This is a genomic window from Desulfoluna sp. CYM3A, from assembly GCF_056829965.1.
This window is the reverse complement of the sequence record NZ_CP186556.1, coordinates 5,831,785-5,850,925: the sequence shown is the minus strand read 5'-3', so window position 1 is coordinate 5,850,925 and position 19,141 is coordinate 5,831,785. Positions and strand designations below refer to the sequence as shown.

At 60.4% G+C, this 19,141-nt stretch carries 14 protein-coding genes and 1 pseudogene; 4 read left to right on the top strand and 11 right to left on the bottom strand.

All coding sequences use genetic code 11. The annotated features are described in order from the left end of the window. Positions 1 to 2: 2 nt before the first annotated feature. From era to hisI, 4 genes and pseudogenes are all read right to left on the bottom strand, one after another. Positions 3 to 902: a GTPase Era gene (gene era / locus ACOYW1_RS29420; RefSeq protein WP_180138884.1), complete on the bottom strand. Its 900-nt coding sequence runs from the start codon at positions 900 to 902 to the stop codon at positions 3 to 5. Positions 903 to 914: 12 nt separating this feature from the next. After that, positions 915 to 1,529, bottom strand: coding sequence for a ribosome biogenesis GTP-binding protein YihA/YsxC (gene yihA, locus ACOYW1_RS29415; protein WP_482420760.1), 615 nt, complete (start codon positions 1,527 to 1,529; stop codon positions 915 to 917). A gap of 244 nt (positions 1,530 to 1,773) precedes the next feature. Then, a pseudogene (hisG, locus tag ACOYW1_RS29410) lies at positions 1,774 to 2,657 on the bottom strand (ATP phosphoribosyltransferase). A gap of 184 nt (positions 2,658 to 2,841) precedes the next feature. Beyond that, a complete protein-coding gene (hisI, locus tag ACOYW1_RS29405) occupies positions 2,842 to 3,291 on the bottom strand; it encodes a phosphoribosyl-AMP cyclohydrolase (protein ID WP_482414333.1) in 450 nt (149 codons plus the stop codon). 329 nt (positions 3,292 to 3,620) lie between these two features. Between hisI and ACOYW1_RS29400 the strand changes: the two genes are divergently transcribed. After that, positions 3,621 to 6,086 carry a penicillin-binding protein 1A gene (locus ACOYW1_RS29400; protein WP_482420759.1) on the top strand — a complete coding sequence of 822 codons (2,466 nt, stop codon included), beginning with the start codon at positions 3,621 to 3,623 and terminating at the stop codon, positions 6,084 to 6,086. Here ACOYW1_RS29400 and ACOYW1_RS29395 read toward each other — a convergent pair. Continuing rightward, positions 6,070 to 6,561, bottom strand: coding sequence for a 2-thiouracil desulfurase family protein (locus tag ACOYW1_RS29395; RefSeq protein ID WP_482420758.1), 492 nt, complete (start codon positions 6,559 to 6,561; stop codon positions 6,070 to 6,072). The genes ACOYW1_RS29400 and ACOYW1_RS29395 overlap by 17 nt on opposite strands. 75 nt (positions 6,562 to 6,636) lie before the next feature. Between ACOYW1_RS29395 and ACOYW1_RS29390 the strand changes: the two genes are divergently transcribed. Both ACOYW1_RS29390 and ACOYW1_RS29385 read left to right on the top strand, forming a co-directional pair. Then, positions 6,637 to 7,809, top strand: a complete 1,173-nt coding sequence (locus ACOYW1_RS29390; protein ID WP_482414330.1) for a cation:proton antiporter — start codon at positions 6,637 to 6,639, stop codon at positions 7,807 to 7,809. Continuing rightward, on the top strand, positions 7,806 to 9,161 hold the full coding sequence (locus ACOYW1_RS29385) for a cation:proton antiporter (protein ID WP_482414329.1): 1,356 nt from the start codon (positions 7,806 to 7,808) through the stop codon (positions 9,159 to 9,161). The genes ACOYW1_RS29390 and ACOYW1_RS29385 overlap by 4 nt, the downstream gene beginning before the upstream one ends. A gap of 189 nt (positions 9,162 to 9,350) precedes the next feature. On the opposite strand, the gene ACOYW1_RS29380 is transcribed toward ACOYW1_RS29385, so the two are convergent. The 6 genes from ACOYW1_RS29380 to ACOYW1_RS29355 form a co-directional block, all read right to left on the bottom strand. Continuing rightward, the gene (locus ACOYW1_RS29380; RefSeq protein WP_180138870.1) at positions 9,351 to 9,686 is read right to left on the bottom strand and encodes a hypothetical protein; all 336 of its coding nucleotides are present in this window, start codon (positions 9,684 to 9,686) and stop codon (positions 9,351 to 9,353) included. 2 nt (positions 9,687 to 9,688) lie between these two features. Beyond that, entirely contained in the window at positions 9,689 to 10,177 is a 489-nt protein-coding gene (locus ACOYW1_RS29375) for a PTS sugar transporter subunit IIA (RefSeq protein WP_482414328.1), read from the bottom strand. Between the two features lie 132 nt (positions 10,178 to 10,309). Beyond that, positions 10,310 to 11,734, bottom strand: a complete 1,425-nt coding sequence (locus ACOYW1_RS29370; protein WP_482420757.1) for a transferase — start codon at positions 11,732 to 11,734, stop codon at positions 10,310 to 10,312. A gap of 203 nt (positions 11,735 to 11,937) precedes the next feature. Further along, the gene (locus tag ACOYW1_RS29365) at positions 11,938 to 14,091 is read right to left on the bottom strand and encodes a SulP family inorganic anion transporter (protein ID WP_482420756.1); all 2,154 of its coding nucleotides are present in this window, start codon (positions 14,089 to 14,091) and stop codon (positions 11,938 to 11,940) included. Between the two features lie 681 nt (positions 14,092 to 14,772). Then, positions 14,773 to 15,945 (bottom strand): THUMP domain-containing class I SAM-dependent RNA methyltransferase, encoded by a 1,173-nt coding sequence (locus tag ACOYW1_RS29360; protein ID WP_482420755.1) that lies wholly within the window; start codon positions 15,943 to 15,945, stop codon positions 14,773 to 14,775. Further along, complete coding sequence (locus ACOYW1_RS29355; protein ID WP_482420754.1) at positions 15,887 to 18,028, bottom strand: Na/Pi cotransporter family protein; 2,142 nt, start codon at positions 18,026 to 18,028, stop codon at positions 15,887 to 15,889. The genes ACOYW1_RS29360 and ACOYW1_RS29355 overlap by 59 nt, the downstream gene beginning before the upstream one ends. A gap of 443 nt (positions 18,029 to 18,471) precedes the next feature. On the opposite strand from ACOYW1_RS29355, the gene ACOYW1_RS29350 reads away from it, so the two are divergent. Beyond that, positions 18,472 to 19,095, top strand: coding sequence for a single-stranded DNA-binding protein (locus ACOYW1_RS29350; protein ID WP_482420753.1), 624 nt, complete (start codon positions 18,472 to 18,474; stop codon positions 19,093 to 19,095). Positions 19,096 to 19,141 lie beyond the last annotated feature (46 nt).

The window sequence follows — 19,141 nt, the reverse complement described above, 5'->3', positions numbered from 1 at the left end:
CGCTAAATTCCCAGGCGTCGGATGGCCTTGGTGTCCTTGCACCAGTTCTTCTCCACACGGACAAAGAGCTTAAGGAAAACCTTTTTGCCCACCATCTCCTCGATGGCTTTTCTCGCCTCCTCGCCAATGGCCTTGAGCTTGGTTCCCTTTTTGCCGATGATGATCCCCTTCTGGGAATCCCGCTCCACGTGGATGGTGGCCTCCACGTGCACGAGTTTCTTCTCCCGGGTGAAGGTGTCCACGGTAACAGCCGTGGAGTAGGGAATCTCCTGGCCGGTGAGGCGAAAGATCTTTTCCCGGACCATCTCTGCCACAAAGAAACGCTCGGGCAGGTCGGTGATGACGTCTTCGGGGTAGAAGGGAGGGCCCTCGGGCATGATCTTTGCGATCTCCGAGAGCAGGGAGTCCACCTGGTCTCCGTGCTTGGCGGACAAGGGGATAATGGCATGAAAGTCGTGGATGCTTCGCCACTTTTCGATGTGGGCCAGCACCTCGGGCTTCTTGATGCGGTCCACCTTGTTGAGGGCCAGGATCACGGGCCGGTTCACCTTCTTGAGCTGGCCCACGAGGTAGGCGTCCGACTCCTCGTCGGGCTCATGGACGTCGGTCATGAAGACCACCACGTCCACGTCGCCCAGGGCGGTGAGGGCCACATCCACCATGCGCACGTTCAGGGCGCGGTTGGACTTGTGCACTCCGGGGGTATCCACAAAGACAAGCTGCATCTCTTCCCGGTGCACCACGCCGAGGATGCGGTGACGCGTGGTCTGGGGTTTTCGGGAGGTGATGGAGAGCTTTTCCCCCAGCAGCTTGTTCATCAGCGTCGATTTGCCTGCGTTGGGCGCACCCACCAGGGCCACGAAGCCGCTTTTAAATCCGTTGAAATCGTGTGTGTTTTCCATATGGGTGGTCCCTTACTCCTGGTCCATGGGGGCCGAAGGCGGCGCGATCAACTCGGTGATGGCCTGCCAGACCTCGTCTCTGCCGCTTCGCGTCAGGGCGGAAAAAACGATCATCTCGCGGCTCTTCAGCCCCAGCTCCTTGGCAATGCGCGACACATTGCTCTGCCGCTTGTTGTTGGAAAATTTATCGGCCTTGGTCAGCACCACCCGAAAGGGGATGCCATGGGCCCGGAACCACTCGATGAGGTTGAACTCATCCTCCCGGGGCGACCGCCGGATGTCGATGAGGAGCAGCGCCCCTTTCAGGGAGCGGCGCTCGGCCAGGTAGCGTTCCACCATGGGGCCCCACTCGCGCACCACGCGCTTGGGCGCCTTGGCATACCCGTAACCGGGCAGGTCCACAAAGGTGATCTCATCGTTGATGTCAAAAAAGTTCACCAGCTGGGTCCGCCCGGGGGTGGAGCTGGTCTTCACCAGGCGCTTGCGAACCGCCACCGGGCGCGAGTTCATCAGGGAGGATTTCCCCACGTTGGAGCGGCCTGCAAAGGCGATCTCCGGGAGCCGGAGCTCGGGGTATTGATCCGCCTTCACCGCGCTGGTCACAAACTCGGCTGACAGGATTTTCATGGTCTGTTTCTTTCCCGGCGGCCCGTGCGCAGGTGCATCATGCCGCGGCGTCATAAACCGCAGAGCGTTAAGGCGCCACAGTTTCTGGTATACAACGAAAAGCCCGGGCCATACGGCTCCGGGCGTATATGTCAATCAGGTTCGGAGGACGGGAAACGTCTCTTTCTTCCGAATGGTTTCATACCCTTACCACAACCCCAAGGGCACTTGCCACAAAAAAGAGGCCTCCCGCCGCGGGAAGGGCTTATTTATTGATCACCTTGTTCAAGGGGTACTCAATGATCCCTTCGGCACCTTCCCTGAGGAGCTTGGGGATCAGGTCCCGCACGGTCCCTGAGTCCACCACCGTCTCCACGGAGAGCCAGTCGCTCTGATAGAGGTGGGCCACGGTGGGAGCGTGGAGGCTGGGCAACAGGCCCACCACGTTTTCCACATCCTCTTTGGAGACGTTCATCTTAAGCCCCACAAGCTTTCCGGCCACCAGAGCCCCTTTCAGGAGCATGGCCATCTCTTCAATCTTCTCCCGCTTGGCAGGATCCGCCCAGGCCGCGCGGTTGGCGATGAGCTGGGTGTTGGTCTGCATAAGCTCGTGGATCACCCGCAGGCCGTGGGCCTTGATGGTGCTCTCCGTCTCTGTGATCTCCACGATGGCATCTGCCAGGCCGGAGACCACCTTGGCCTCGGTGGCGCCCCAGGAGAACTTCACCTTCACGTCGATGCCCTTCTCGGCAAAGAACCGCTTGGTCACCCCCACCAGCTCCGTGGAGACGGTCTTGCCCTGGAGGTCTTCCAGGGTCTGTACCGGAGAGTCGTCGCCGCGCAGGTCCCCACCCACCGGGCGGGCTTGGCGCTCACCTTGGAGTAGACCAGGTCCGTCACCACATGGACGTCGGACTGGTACTCAGCGATCCAGTCCCTGCCGGTGAGCCCCACGTCCAGGGTGCCGTTTTCCACATTAAGGGCCATCTCCTGGGCCCGGCAAAGGGCACAGGTCATGGTGTCGTCGTTGATGTCGGGGAAATAGCTTCGCCCGCTCACCGACACGTTCCAACCCGCTTTCTTAAAGAGGGCAAGGGTGGCCTCCTGGAGGCTGCCTTTGGGAAGTCCAAGTTTCAACTGCTCGTTCATACACACTCCATGCATGAAGGCTTCGTCAAACCACCGAAGACTTCGGTCTGTGCCCGGCTCGCGGCAAACGGCCATACACCAACATCAAAGGCCCCCGCCCGGCCGGGCGTTGATCACCAAATCGTGTGGCCGCCTCCGTCTTCTATCCCCATAGAGCATGGGCAGACCACGCCTTTTTTATCTCTTACTTCTTGTACACTTCGTCCGGGTCAAAGAGGGGCTCTCCGGTCACCACGAGCTCTTCCCCTTCCACCTTCCTGAAAAAGCAGCTCTTGTACCCCAGGTGGCAGGCGGCCCCGCCCTTCTGGACCACCTTGAGCAGAACGGTGTCTGCGTCGCAGTCGATGCGGATCTCCTTGACCATCTGCTCGTTGCCGGAGCTCTCGCCCTTGACCCAGAGCTTGCCCCGGGATCGGCTGAAGTAGGTGGCCTTTTTGGTCTCCACCGTGAGCTTAAAGGCCTCTTCGTTCATAAAGGCCACCATGAGAACGTCCCCGCTCTCCCAGTCCTGCACCACGGCCGGGAGAAGACCGTCAAATTTCGTGTAATCCAGTTCCACCATCACCTCGTCTCCTTCCACAGGTATCGTTTTCGCGCCGGGCGGCACACGCCCCCGCACATCACGCTGTTTCACACCAGAATCCGCCACGGATCGTCCCCGACGGTACGTGCCGTCACCGAAAGGACACCACCAGGGGTCCCGGCCGGTTACACGCCGCAGAGCCCCGGCGTCCGAGCCGGGCATGCCCCTTTGCCTAATCGCTGCCTCCGCCCTTGTCAATTGCTTTTTCATTCCCGCCCCTTGCATCGGGGTCCAATCCTTGATAGTTTTTTTCGATTGTACAACGACATCCCACAACGATCCCATGCCCTCCTCCCCCAGGGAAAGAGAGGCTGTATACAGTGGGGGGACAATGCCATGGCGCCGACACCCCCGATATCATTGCTAACAAAGAGATTGTCATGACCGATACCCCAGATCACCGCGACCCGAACACCACCGACGCTCCCCCCCCTGAACCCACCCCCAGAAAGCGGCGTATCCTGCGCTTTCTGCTGCGAGTTGCGCTCCTGGGGTTCTGTCTCGCCCTGGTTTCCGGTATTTCCATCTACCTCTACTTCAGCGCCGACCTGCCCAAAATCACCCAGCTGAAGGATTACAGGCCCCCCACGGTTACCGTGGTCACCTCGGACGACGGCCGCAAAATCGGGGAATTCTTCCGGGAGCGACGCATTGTCATTCCCCTGTCCGAGATGCCCCCCCAGCTGCTCCAGGCCTTTGTCTCCGCCGAGGATGCGCGCTTTTACAAGCACCGGGGCATTGACCTGTTCAGCATCATCCGGGCCTTTACCAAAAACCTCAAGGCCGGTGCCATTGTCCAGGGAGGCAGCACCATCACCCAGCAGGTGACCAAGTCCTTTTTCCTCACCCCGGCCCGGAACTACAAACGAAAGATCAAGGAAGCGATCCTGGCCTACCGGCTGGACAAGAGCTTCAGCAAAAACGAGGTGCTCTACCTCTACCTGAACCAGATCTACCTGGGCCACGGCGCCTACGGGGTGGAGGCCGCCGCGGAAAACTACTTCGGCAAGTCCGCCAAGGACCTGAACCTGGCCGAATGCGCCATCCTTGCAGGACTCCCCCAGGCCCCCAGCCGATACTCCCCCTTCCGCTATAAGGAGAGGGCCAAACAGCGGCAGATCTACGTCCTCAACCGCATGGTGGAGGAGGGCTACATCACCAACATCCAGGCCACCGAGGCCATGGCCACCCACCTGGACATCAAACCCAGGCGAAACTGGTACATCGAAAAGGTCCCTTGCTACACCGAGTACGTCCGACGCTACGTGGAGAAAAAATACGGCGCCGACGCCCTCTACGAAGGGGGCCTCAAGATTCAGACCGCCGTGAACATCGAGATGCAGAAGATCGCCCGGAAATCCGTCACCCAGGGCCTTGAGGCCCTGGACCGTCGCCAGGGTTACCGGGGCCCCCTGGGCCACCTCACCCCGGCCGAGGCCGAACAGACCGCCACCGACCTCGCCCGGGAGATGGAGGGCAAGACCATCTCCGACGGCACCATCTTAAAAGGGGTGGTGGAGAAGGTGGACGACAAAAGCGGTGAGGTACTGGTCCGATGCGGCAACCGACGCGGTGTCCTGCCCCTGGCCAACATGAAATGGGCCAGAAAACCCAACATCCACAGAGGCTACTGGGAAGACCGCATCAAAAATCCCTCGGAGGCCCTCACCCAGGGCGACCTCATCCTTGTCAAAATCGCAGGCAAATACGACGGCAAGGGCGAATGGGGAACCGAGAACCCCGGCACCGACACCCAGAGCCTCCTCAGCAAGTCGGAGCTCTGGTCCCTGGCCCTCCACCAGGACCCGGCCTCGGAGGCGGCCCTGCTCTCCATCGAGGCAGACACCGGCTACGTCAAGGCCATGATCGGCGGACGTGACTTCCAAAACAGCCAGTTTAACCGAGCCATCCAATCCAGGCGGCAGCCGGGCTCCGCCTTCAAGCCCATTGTCTACGCCGCCGCCATCGACAAGGGGTACACCCCGGCCACGGTGATCATCGACTCCCCGGTGGTCTACCTGGATGAAGACCGGGACTTCACCTGGAAGCCCAACAACTACGAGCGCACCTTCCACGGCGCCACCCTGCTGCGGGAAGCCCTCACCAAGTCCATGAACATCATCACCATCAAGGTCTTGAAAGAGATCGGGGTGAACTACGCCATCGACTATTCCAGAAAGCTCGGCATCACCTCCCCCATCAACCAGGACCTCTCCATTGCCCTGGGGTCTTCCGGGGTTTCCCTTTTGGAGCTGGTGCGGGCCTACTCGGTCTTCACCAACCTGGGCTACCTGGTGGAACCCACCTTCATCACCCGCATCGAAGACCGGGACGGAAACGTCCTGGAAGAGGCCGTGCCCATAAAAAACCAGGCCATTGAGCCGTCCACCGCCTACCTCATGACAAGCCTTTTGAAAAGCGTGGTGGAAGAGGGCACGGGCAGGCGCGTGCGCAAGCTTGGACGCCCTGCCGCCGGGAAAACCGGCACCACCAACAACCTCTACGACGCCTGGTTCATGGGCTACACCCCCACCTACGTCACCGGGGTCTGGGTGGGCAACGACAAGAAAGCGCCCCTGGGCAAAAGCGAAACCGGCTCACGGGCCGCCAGCCCCATCTGGCTGAACTTCATGAAGGGGATCCTCGCCGACAAACCCGTGAAGGTCTTTGAGGTGCCCGAAGGGGTGGTCTTTGCCAAGATCGACACCGAAACCGGTCTCCTGCCCGGCCCGGACACAAAAAAAACCCTCTTTGAATGCTTCAAAGAGGGCACCGTTCCCACCGAGCAGTCCCAGCCCCTCACCCGGGAGGCGGACCGCGACGAAATTTTTAAAGAGAACCTGTAACGGCAGATTCCAGGGCATCAATCTCGGCCTCGCTGAAGACCCGGATGCCGTGCTGTTCAAGAAGGGCCGCGGTGACGCCGCGGCCCGGGATACGGGTGCCCTGAAAGCGCCCGTCATAGATGAGGTGGCTCCCGCAGGAGGGGCTTCTTTCCTGGAGCAGAGCAAAGCGGATGCCCTTTTCCAGGCAAAAGGCCAGGGCCTTTCGGGCGCCGTCCACAAAGGCTTCGGTCACATCCTCCCCCTTCTCCGAGACAACGCGGGCCGTGCCGTCCAGCACGGCCTTTCCGCCCCCCTCACCGATGATCTCAGCCGGATCCCGGGGGGTGACCAGTCCGCCCTCCACCTCCGGGCAGAACAAAACAGCCTTTCCCTCCGCCAGCCACTTTTTGAGCCGTTTGTCCACATCCTCCACGGGAATTCCGTTGTACCGAACGTTTTCTCCCGCCAGGCAGGCGCTGATCATCACATGAGGCATGTTTACTTTTCCTTCCATCCTTCTATATAATTGCCCAAACAAAACCATGCCCTTCACCCTGACGCAGGATGAGACATGTCCCTTTTCATCACACTTTCCACGATTCTTTTTCTGGCCCTCATCGGCTACCACCTGGTCTACGGGAGCCCGGGCAGTCGCTTTCATCTCTCGGGGGCGGCCTTTCTCCTGGTAGGCTACCTCCTGGGCCCGGACCTCCTTGGGATCCTCGACGAACAAACCGCCACGGAGCTCTACCCCCTGGACGGGCTGGTCACCGGGTGGGTGGGGCTGATGTACGGCCTGCAGCTCGACCTTCCCTTCATGAGACGGCTCTCCCCGCCGTTTCTGGTGGCCGTGGTCCTGGACACCGGCATGACCCTTCTTCTCTTCGTGGCCGTCATCCTGCTCTTTTTCCCCCTGCTGGAGCCGGGGCACACCCTCTCCCTGGCCCTGGTAACGGCTGCCACGGCCGCCTGCAGCTCCCAGGCCGCCCTGGTCATGGCCAGCCCGGGCCTGAGACCCACCCGGGCCGTCACGACCCTGATGCGCATTGCAACGGCGGGAAGCCTCCTCAGCCTCGGGGTGTTTGCGGCGGCCTTTTTCTTTTGCGCCCCCAACCCTTTGCCGGACCGGCTCTCCATGTCCATCCAGACCGACCTTCCCATGGTCCTCATGAGCACCGCCGCCCTGGTGGTACTCTACACCCTCTTTTTCTCGGAGCGGCGCCCCAGGGAAGAACTGCTCCTTATTGTCACCGGCATGGTGGTCCTCACGAGCGGGCTGGCGGCAACCCACCATTTTTCCCCTCTGCTGGCCAACGCCATCACCGGTTTTTTCCTCGGAAACACCACCCGGTACAGGGACCGCATTTTATCCATGGTGATCATCCTTGAAAAGCCCCTTTACCTGCTCCTGCTTATTTTACTGGGAGCCCGGGCCGTCACCTTCTCCCAGAGCCTTGTGCTGACGGCGGTCCTTTACCTTCTCCTGCGCTCGTCAGCCAAGCTGGCCGGGGGGTGGCTCATCTCTCACCTGCACACCGGCGTGGCCCTGCCCAGGCGCGCTGGCATTGCCTTTATGGAGCAGGGAGGCCTGGCCCTGGCCCTCTGCTTTGACGCCCAGCACGCCTTTCCAGGACCGATCACCCACAACCTTGTCACCGCCATCCTCCTGGCCACCCTGGTCAGTGACCTCTCCGGACGGCTTACCTGGGGCGAGCTGGTCCCCAAAAGGGAGACCACGCCATGACCCCGCGCCCCGCCACCCGCATCGTCCGAAACGCCATCACCCTGGCCATGGCCGTGGCCCTGTGCGCCTGGTCCATGGAGATCCCCATCGACAGCAGCTGGCAGGTGGCCGGAGCCATCAACATCACCCTGGCAGCCACCCTGCTCTGCGGCTTTCTCACCGCCGAACTCCTCGCCCACCTGGGCATCCCCAAAATCACCGGCTACATCCTAGCGGGGGTGGTGGCAGGCCCCCACGTCACACAGTTCCTCGATGTGGACACCGTGGAAAAGCTCCAGCTCATCAACGAGATCGCCTTAAGCTTCATCGCCCTGCACGCCGGGGCCGCCCTGGACCGGACCCTGCTCTCGGGCCGCAGCCTGGCCCTGGGCCTCAACTTGGCCTTTCAGTGCCTGCTGGTTCCCCTCATCGTCTTCGGCGCCATCATGGTCACCGCCCCCCTCTTTGCCTTCACCGCCCAGATTACCCAGGCCCAGCTCCTGGCCCTGGCCCTTTTGTCGGGCATCATCGCCATCGCCAGATCCCCCTCGTCGGCCATGGCCATCATCACCGAATGCCGCGCCCGGGGCCCCTTTACCGAAACGGCCCTGGGCATCACCGTGGCCATGGATGTGCTGGTGATCGTCCTGTTCACCGCGGCCCTGGCCCTGCTCTCCCCCCTTTTGGACGGAAGCCGCGCCACGGGCTGGCACCAGGCCGGGGTCCTGGTCCTCGAACTGGCAGGCTCCCTTACCATGGGGGCCCTTCTGGGCATGGGCATCAACGCCTTTTACAAGCGGGTGGGAAAAGACCACGCCCTTTTTCTGCTCTTCATCGCCTTTACCGTCACCCGCCTCTCTGTGCTCACAGGGCACCAGCTCAGCGCGTTTACCGCCCTCCACCTCAGCCTGGAGCCCCTGTTGATCTGCATCGCCGCAGGCTTTGTGGTGCGCAACGCCACCCCCTTCGGCGAAGAACTTGAAGGGGACCTCATGCGCCTCTCCCTGCCCATCTACGTGCTCTTCTTCTCGGTGGCAGGGGCCTCCCTGGACCTTGGCGCCCTGGCCATCTGCTGGCCCCTGGCCCTGGTCCTGGCCACCTCCCGCGCCGCAGGGCTTGCCATCTCCACCCGCCTTGCAGGGCGCATGGCAAACCTCCCCGCACCGGAACGCCGCCTCGCCTGGATGGCACACCTCACCCAGGCCGGGGTGGCCATCGGCCTCACCCAGATCATCGCACGCAAAGACCCGCTCACCGCAAGCTACCTCACCACCCTCACCCTGGCCGTCATCACCATCAACCAGTTCATCGGCCCCGTGGCCTTCAAACGCGCCCTGGTGCTGACCGGAGAAGAGGGAAAAGACCGGCGGTAAAGCCTGCCTCCGGCGGCCCGCGGGGGGCTAAACTTTTAAAAAGTTTAACAACAGGCTTATAAAAAACATTTTTATAGATGTCGTTTTAAATGCGGATGTGATTTGACCCGAGGAACGAGGGGCAAAGCACATCCGCTACCTGCTTTCAAGGTGGCACACCTTGCCGCCGGAGGCATTTTTTAAAGGGAATCAAACCAGGTTGGAGAGGGGACCGCCTTCGGTCATGGGGGTGACGGTATAAAAACCGCGTTCTTCGCGTCGGCCGGAGATGGTGCGGCCCACGAATTTTTTCAGGCGGCGAAGCAGGGCATCGGTCTCCACGATGGAGAAGATGGCGCGGCTGCGGGTGATGCCGCCCCCTGCCATGAGACGGAAGCCCGCAAACAGGGGCACATGGTGGCTGATGATCTCCAGGGCGTCGGTGGCATCCACCACGGCGCTCATGGTGACGCCCAGGTCCATGAAGCCGGTGATGAGTTCATCGGCGGTCTCTTCGCTCTGCACCACAATCATCATCTGGTACACGGCTACACCTCCCCGCCGTACCAGGCAATCTCCGCATCCTTTTCAATTCGCCGGATGGTCTCCCAGAGGGTCCCGGCATCCGAGGACTGGCGAATGGCCTCGGGGAAGGCCTGCTGCTTGCACAGGCGTGCGGTACGGGCCAGGATCTGAAGATGCTCCGACGGGTTGGTGGTGGGAATGATCAGGGCCAGGACCACGTCCACGGGCTCATCATCGATGGAGTCAAAGTCCACGGGCCGGGTGAGGCGCAGGAGAAACAGGGTGGTGCGGGTGCACAAAGGCGACGTGGTGTGGGGCAGGGCAATGCCCAGGCCGATGCCGGTGGTGAAGCTCTCTTCACGCTCCCGGAAGCCGGACAAAAGGGTGGGGGCATCTGCGGCAAGGCCGGAGGCCGCCGCTTTGTCCGCCAGGAACGCCAGCACGTCGTCCTTGCCGGGCAGGTGAACCCCCACGTAGATATGGTTCACGTCAAGGCATTCTCGAATCTTCATGGCGCCCCCTTTCCCCTAAGTTAATTGGGAGATGCATGGCCAAAGAATACCCAAGGCCGGGCATCATTTCAAGGGGGACAGCGCCCCGTCCCCCTTGAACGGTCCCTGAAAACCAGGGACCGGATTTCTTCCTTAGGGCTGGATATCAATGGTGGGAAAAATCCCCTTGCTCTTGCCTGTCAGGTAAGGCTGCAGGGTGTTGAAGGAGATCATATGCCCGGCCTGGGCATGACCCCTCACCTTGCTGACATCCCCGAAGAAAGCGCCGTTGGCCTCCAGGATATGGTCGATGCGGTGCTCGAAGGCGTGCACCAGATCGTATCCGCTGCCGGAGAACGTCAGATTGCCCAGGGTCACCTCGCCGGTGACCTCGGAGAGGTCGTCCAGGGAGATGCTGTGATTCTTCAGGTCGTCGGCGTTTCGGATATACCCCCAGACCGCATGGCGCTCTGGAATGGTCAGGGGCTCTTCCACGTCGATGATGGTGTGGGGCATCACCATGGAACCGGCGCCGATGGAAACAGGCATGCCGGGCTTGCCGTTGATAAAGGAGTTGAACCCCACAAACACCCGCTCACTTAAATTGGCGTTGATGATCTTGGCGCCATGGGCGGTGACATCGTTCTTCTCCAGCATGGAGTTGATGACGTAGGAGTGCTCCTGGGCGTTGGTGCCCGGCCCCATCCAGGCATTGTCCAGGTAGGCCCGCTGGGAGACGAGGACATTTTCATGGATGTGGGTGTCCCCGGCCACGTAGGCGTACCGGTTGAGGGCAGACTTGCTGGAAACAGTCACCGGCGTCGTGCTCACAGCCGAACTGTAGATATCGCTGTAATCCCCTTTCCGGTCCTCCATGAAATCCCACAACACCCCTTCCGGCTTGCCGCCGGGAACGTTCTTGATGTAGCGTGCCAGCACCTCGGGATCATAGGTGTACTTGAATTCAAAGGTGCCCCCGTTGATCCAGATGGTGCCGTCGGGGATCTCTTCATGGTAGAGGTCCGTGGCGCTCTGGACAAAGGCAAAGGTCCCCACCTTGCAGCCGTGCAGAGAGGTCAGGTCCACGGTGGCAAAGGGGGCGATATAGCACCCTTCCACCGGGGCGCCGTGGATGTTGGAGTAAAAGCTGGCGATGGTGTTCCGGATCAGGAACTCCTCCGGGGCTTCGGGGTCGTGGGAGTAGTTGTGGATCAAGGCCTTGATGAGGTAGCTGTCCTTGATATGGATCTCTTCATCCTTTTCCACGGGAACTTCCGCGCCCTGGAAGAGCATGGTGTCCCCTTTGCGCTTGAGCTCGTCCCCCCGCACATCGGTCTTGTACAGGACGGCGTTGTCCGTAAAGCACTTGCCGAGAAAATAGCTGCCCGCCAGGCTGGAGTTCTTGAAATTGACGTGGAGGGGGTGGTGGCTGGTGACGCCGTAAAAGGCGTTGAAGCGAAGCATCTGCTTAAAGGGAACCACATCTTTGGCATAGGGTTCCGCATCAAACGAAAACGTTCGCAGGTTCACGTTGACCCGGGCGATCACGCGATCAATGAGTTTTTCCAACTGTTTCATCTTGTGGTACCTCCTTTTTTCGATTGCCGCCACAGGAAAGGGGGGTTTTGCCCCCATGCCGTCCTTTTGAAAAAAAACGGCGGCATGGTCGTCCGGGCTTCAAACGGTCCATGGACCGTCCTGTTCGGCAATGTTGTCCTTCGTTGCCGGGGGACGGGCACATGGCCCGTCCCCCCTCGTCTTGCACCTTGGTTCGGCCTTGATCAGGCGCTGGCTGCCTCTTCCGCAGGCAGATACTTGGAAAGGGGACACCCGCCACAGGCGCCCTCTTTGTGGATCTGCTGGTAGATGGCGGTCAGGGCCCTCTCCCCGTTGGGGTAGATGTTCTCCTTGCCGATGGTCTCCAGGAGATGGGTCCGTTCCAGAACGGCGACCACCTCCTCCTTCATGGAGCTGAAGGAGATACCGCGCCCGCTCTCGCGCACCGTCTCGATGAGGATTGCCAGGGCCTCTTCCCCGGAGGCATCCACGTCGTTGATGCCGCTGGACTCGATGAGGATGTGACGAAGGTCCGGCTTTTCGGTGATGAACTCCAACACCTTGTCCTCAAGATACGAGGCGTTGGTGAAGATCAGGGGGCCATCGAACCGGACAACGGCGATGTGCTGGCACTCCTTGAGACCGAACTTCACAGAGCTTCGGAAGGTCTGGTCTTCGGATCTGGAGAGCAGTGCCACGCGAGGCCGCAGGTTCTTGTAGATGAAGACGATGAAGGTCAGGGCGACCCCCACCATGATCCCCTCTTCCAAGTGCGGAGCAAAGTAGAGGGTGCAGATGAAGGTGATGACGCTGATGGCGCCGTCGGCCCGCTTGGCTTTCCAGGCGTGCACAAAGCCTTTCACGTTCACCAGCCCGATCACCGCCATCATGATGACCGAGGCCAGCACCGCCTGGGGCAGATGGTAGAGAAGGGGGGTGAAAAAGAGCAGGGTCAGGGCCACCATGAGGCTGGTAACCACCGAGGAGATCCCGCTCACCGCGTTGGCCTGGAGGTTCACGGCAGACCGAGAAAAGGAGCCGGAAACCGCGTAGCTCTGGCCGAAGGAACCGATGATGTTGGCCAGGCCCTGGCCGATAAGTTCCTGGTTGGGGTCCAGCTTCTGGCCGGTCTTGGCAGCCATGGCCTTGGCAATGGCGATGGCCTCCATGAAGCCCAGAAGGGAGATGATCACGGCAAAGGGCAGCAGCTGGATAAAGGCCCCCAGGAAGGTGGTGTTGTCGGGCAGGGTGGGAATGCCCACCTTGAGGCCCTTGGGGATGTCCCCCACCGCATGCCTCTTCAGGCCGTCCAGGGCCAGGGGCTTGTTCCCCACCTTGAGGCGCCACTTACGCCCGTCGGTCTCCATGCCCTGGGGTTCTTTGCCGCCCACGTAAAAGGCAGGGCTCTCCCCGGCCTCCTTGGGTGCGGAGAAATGAACCAGGCGCAGCTCTTCCCGCAGGGACCCCGAGGAGGTCTTCAGGGTGTCGATGCGGGCATTGATCCGTGCCAGCTCATAGTCCAGCTCCATCTTCTCGGAGCTGGGAATGGGCCCTTCGGATTGATCCTCCACAGCCTTGAGCCGGGTGTTGAGGGCGGCACGCTCTGCCCCCAGAGTCGCAATCTCTGCAACATCCCGGTTAAACGCGTCGATCTTGGCGGTGATGGCCGGGGCCTTGATGCTCTCCACAGGTACGAACACATCGTGGTTGAACTTAAAGGCAAAGGAGATCACCGTTGTGACGGCAACGGCCACCAGCACGTTGGGAATCTTGGGATTGACCCGTTTGAGGATCACCATGATGGCGATGGAGAAGACCCCCATGGCGAGGGTCGGAAGGTGGGTGTAGTGAAGGGCCGAACGGCAGACATGGAGAATCGTCTCATAATGATGAGGCGCCTTGTCCACATAGACCCCGAAGAGCTTCGAGAACTGGCTCGATGCAATGATGATGGCCGCCGCGTTGGTGAACCCGTTCACCACCGGGTGGGAGAGAAGATTCACCACCAGGCCGAGGCGCAGCACGCCCAGCAGGAACTGAAAGGTCCCCACGGTGAGGGCCAGCAGCACCGAGTAGGCGATGAATTCGGTACTCCCTGCCGTGGCCAGCGGTTCAAGCGACGCCGCCGACATCAGCGACACCACAGCCACCGGTCCGGTGGCCAGTTGGCGGCTGGAGCCAAAAAGCGCCGCCACCATGGGCGGCAGAAATGCGGCATACAGGCCGTAGTAGGCCGGAAGCCCGGCCAGCTGAGCGTATGCCATCGATTGTGGAATCAAAACCATGGCCACGGTAATGCCGGCCACCACGTCGGTTCTGAACTTTCCTGTGTCGTAGTCCTTGAACCAGAGCAGAAATGGAAACACTTTGGTCAACATAACGATACTTCCCCCTGAAAATCAGAAAATTAAATACATAAACCTCTTTCTTCCTATTCTTAAAAGGAACTTCCCTGTCCTTTTATATCCGGTGTCCAAACCGCAGAGGGTCTTGCACAAACCCTGCCGGTTGTTCATAAAACAACAAACGCCATCACCTGGAGCGTGGTTTCGTCCCTTGTGCTCCAGCAGGCGTCTGTTCCACTTACGATTACTTGCCGAAAAGCACGTATTGGCCTTCCCAAACCAAATAAAAAGTTCTTTTCGAGCAATTAGAATGCAGATATATGACGATGAAAGTTTTGTCAATTGTAAAGCCGCTAACAAAATGATTCCCTTCAACTTTTTCTTGAAGGAGTACCGGGGGAACGCAAAAACAAACGCCGGATCGGCGAATAGGTCCGGTCAATAATCCCATTGATTTTTTATCAATCCCCGACGCGAACATCTCCCCGCGCGCCTTCCCATCCGGCAAAGCGGACAACCACACCGAAAATCCGGTCCCAGACTCGGAACGACGTTCACCACGCGTAGGGTCCTTTTGGGATCGATCCGCATCAGAAAAAAGGCGCAATCGCACAAAAAACAGAGCAGTTCCGATATGTCGAGGGATGAATCGGGCAGGAGGGATCCAGGCGCACGGTCATGCGCCCGGACAGATGAAAAGCGGAAGAAAAGGCGTCAGGAAAGACGACCGACAAGGACGGTGAGATCCAGCCCCCCATGGGACATGGGATGCCCATGGAACCCCTTGGGCATGGGCCGGGGAACCTGCTGCTTGGGCACGGCCAGGGCAGCGGTCCATCCGCGCCAGTGGGTGGCGAGATGATCCAGCAGGCGCACCACAAAGGCATCGTTGCCTCCTTTGATCCGCTTGCCGTAAGGCGGGTTGAAAACCACCACCCCGGGCTCAGAAGCAAAGGAAGCCGGATCCAGGGCGAAAAAATCCCCGGCCCTGATCCCCACGGCCTTGCCGAAGGGCAGCCCGTCCAGGGAGGCCCCGAGGCGATCCACAGCCCCCTGGTCCAAATCCGAGGCAAAAATCACGGGGGCCGACACCTCGCGCAGCCCCTTTTGGGCCTCTCGCTTCATGTGGGCAAAGCCTTTCTCCCGAAAAGAAGGCCAGGATTCAAAGGCAAAATGGCGATACATGCCCGGGGGCGTGCGGGTTGCCCGCATGGCCGCCTCCAGGCTGAAGGTCCCGGCTCCGCACATGGGATCTGCCAGGGGCGCCTCCCCGGTGTACCCGGCCAGGGTGAGGATGGCTGAAGCCAGAGTCTCCCGGATGGGCGCCCTGCGCCGCCGCTTGTACAAAGGCTCCCCCACGGCATCCAAAGAGAGGGTAAAGCGATCGTCCTCACCCCTCAGGTAAATCTTCTGGGGCACCTGCCCCTCCCCGCTGGGCAGGGCCTTTTCCACCACACCTGCCACCCTCTGGGCCACGGCGTCGGTGTGGTAGAGACGGCAGTGGTGGGAAGTCACCACCACTTCAGGGATTGCATGGGCAGGAAGCCAGAGCTCCCAGGGAATTTCAGCGACCCGCCGCTCCAGCTTCTCAAAGTTCTCGGCCTTGAAGCTCGCCAGGCGCACCAGGATGCGGTTGGCAAGGCGCAAGGAGAGAGCCGCCTGCCACATGGCCTCCAGACGTGCGGTAAACTCTACGCCACCGGTGACCCGCGTTACGGAAATGCCCAGACACTCCTCGGCCTCCTGGGCCAGCAGCCCGCCGAGGCCCGGCGCGGCACTTACATAAAAGGTGTGCTCTCGGCCCGCCACACGACGGCGCACCCTCTTTTCAAAGGCGGTGTCGCCTTTTTTCGTCTCCTGAGGTGTTTCCAGTCTCCGGTCCTCCAAAAATAAAAAACATCAATAAAAAACAAGCCTCCAGCGGCGAGGTGAGCCACCTCGAAAGCAGATTGCCCTTGCGCTTTGCCCTCGTTCCTCGGGCCAAAGCGCAAGGGCCTTCGGCTCGGGCTTCGCCCGAAACATATGCTGGTGGTTTGTACGAGCGATACGACAAGCCTTGAAGGGCTAAGATTCGTTGTCGCAACTCGTTAATTATCAGCGTTAACCGGACTACCTCCAAGGAGGCCGGGCAATTTAAAAACCTGTTTATCAAGCTTTTCAAAAGCTTGGTCCCCGGCAGGGCCGCCGGAGGCACATTGATTAAATCAGCAGCGCCTTCTCCCGGGTTTCGGTCTCCAGGAAGGTCTTGGCGATATTGGATGAGTAGACAATGATCTGAACCATGAGGTTCATCAACTCGGTATTCTCGCACCTCGTGCAGTTCGACGGAGGCCTCCTGCTTGCCCACCAGCCGGTCGAGGTGGTGGACCCGGTACTGAAGCTCCAGATCCAGGTACTTGCGCTCCTTGACCATGATGCGGTTGGCCTTCTCCAGGTCCTGTTCGGCAAAGGCCTCTTTCAGGAGACGGATCTGCTTGCACACCTTCTGGTGGTAGATAGTGAGCTCTTCCCTGCCCTCTTCGGAAAAGTCATGGGCCAGGGCATGCTTTTTCCGGATCAGGGGCAGCACGTTGCGGTGAATGATATCCCCGATGCTCTCCATGTCCCGGACAATGGAGACCATGGCGTAGACCACGCGCAACTGGGCGTCCGAGGCCCCGCTGCGCGCCACCTTGAGCAGGTAGTCGGTGATCTTCTCCTCCAGAAAGTCGATCTCCTCTTCGCGCATGTCGATGCCCTCCATGAGGGTCAGCTCCGGGTAGACCTTGTCCCGCTTGGGACTCTGGGTCACAAAGGGGATAGCCACGGCCTTGAGCAGGTACTCCAGGGCCGCTGCCATGCGTGAGATCTCGGAACGGGCCAGGTCCACGGCCAGGGCCGGAGAGAAGATCTTGCTCTCATCCAGGAAGGTGGTGGTGTACCTGGGGATGGGGCAGGAGGTCTCCGGCAGCATCCGCACGATGAGCCTGGCAAAGGCGTCGCTGAAAGGCAGCACAATCACCCCGATGACGATGTTGAACACGGAGTGGGCGTTGGCGATCTCACGGGCAATGTCGGAGTTGAACTCAGCCCCCAGCCAGGCAATGCACCAGGTGAACTCGGGGATAAACCCGATAAAGATCATGACCCCGATGACCCGGATCATCACGTTGGCCAGGGCCACCCGCTTGGCGTCCCGGTTGGCGCCGATGCTGGCAAACCCCGCGGTGACACAGGTGCCGATGTTGGCTCCCAGGACCATGGGAATCGACGCCTCCAGAGAAATGAGCCCCTCAAGGCCCAGCACGATGAGGATCCCGATAAAGGCGGTGGAGCTCTGGATCAGGGTGGTGAGCACCACCCCGATGAGAAGGCCCAGGAACCGGTTCTCAAGGCTTGAGAGAAGGGTGATCACCTCCTGGCTGCTGCGCAGGGGCCGCATGGAGTCCCCCATGAGCTTAAGCCCGTAAAACAGGACCCCGAATCCCAAGAGCACGTCACCAAAGGATTTCACCGAGTCCCTTTTGGCAAGGAGCCGGATGAGAAAACCCGCCACGATCATCAGAAGGGCGTAATCGGTCACCTTGAAGGCGATGAGCTGGGCCGTGATGGTCATGCCGATGCCCGACCCGATGAGCACCCCGATGGTCTGGATAAACTGCATAAGACCGGCCTGGACAAAGCCCACCAGCATCACCGAGGTGGCGCTGCCCGACTGCACCAGCATGGTGACCACGATGCCCAGGAGCATCCCCCGGTATTTGTTCTTGGTCAGGTTGGCCAGGATGGTTCGAAGCCTGTCCCCGGCCGCCCGCTGCATGCCGTCGCTCATGAGCTCCATGCCGAAGAGGAAAAAGGCCAGCCCCCCCATCAGCCCCATGATCTGAAATCCCCAGTGAATCTCCGAAAGACCGTCGGCCCAGGCATCCGCCGCAAAAAAAAGAGTGCCTGCCCCCACGAGCCAGGCCCATACGTTCCGTTTCGACCTCATCCAACACCTGCCATCTCAAGAGTGGTCATTCAGCGCCCGTTGTCCGCGCCCTTCAGGCCATACCCCGTTTTGGAAAAAACCGTCACAGCATAGGCGCGCATCCCCTTTTCGGGGTCCCACCATCCCTGCAGTTTTTTTTAAAAGCCGCCATGGGAGCTTCTCTCCGGTTCGGCTATGGGATTTCATCATCTTAGTGAAGGCACTTGGCAACCGTCAACAGGATTTACGCTCCCTGAAGAAGCCCGCCCGCCCCGGTTAACCCCGCCTGTGGCCCGGAAATCCGCCCCGGCATGGATAGGCGAGCAGATTGACAACCCTTTCCATATCTTGTATCTAATCCATTCATAATGGCTTGTTCGACTTTTTGCGAAGCTGTCATTACTTAATTGATCTGTAAATAAAGGGCTCCGGCCCATTCGATTTGACCTTCCAAGGAGGCATCCATGGCCAGTTTAAACAAGGTGATGATTATCGGAAACCTGGGCAGGGACCCGGAGGTGAGCTACACCCCCAGCGGTCTTGCCATTTGCAAATTCAGTGTCGCCACCACCGACGTCCGCGTGGACCGCAACAGCGGAGAGCGCAACGAGCGAACAGAGTGGCACCGCATCACCGTGTTCGGGAAAACAGCAGAAAACTGCGGCCGGTTCCTTGCCAAGGGACGGCAGGTCTACGTCGAGGGACGCCTCCAGACCAGCTCCTATGAAAAGGACGGCATCACCCGATACTCCACCGACATCATCGCCAACCAGGTCACCTTCCTGGGCGGCCGCAACGCAGACGGCGGCGGCCAGCAGGGCGGCGGCTTCGGCGGAGGCCAGAACGGCGGCTACCAGGGCGGCGGATACAACCAGAACCAGAATCAAAACCAGGGCGGTGGCTACGGCAGCGCCGGCGGCTACCCGGGCAGCTACAGCGCGCCCCAGCAGCCCGCACAACAGCCCGCACAACAGCCCCCCCAGCAGCCTGCGGCCCAGCCCCAGGGCAACGGCTTTGACCAGGGCGGAAGCTTCGGCGGCGGTGATCCCGGTTTCACCAACCCGCCCGACGACGACATCCCCTTCTAGGCCCTGTTAAAACGCCCGGGACCCAACGCAAAAAGCCCCCTTGCAG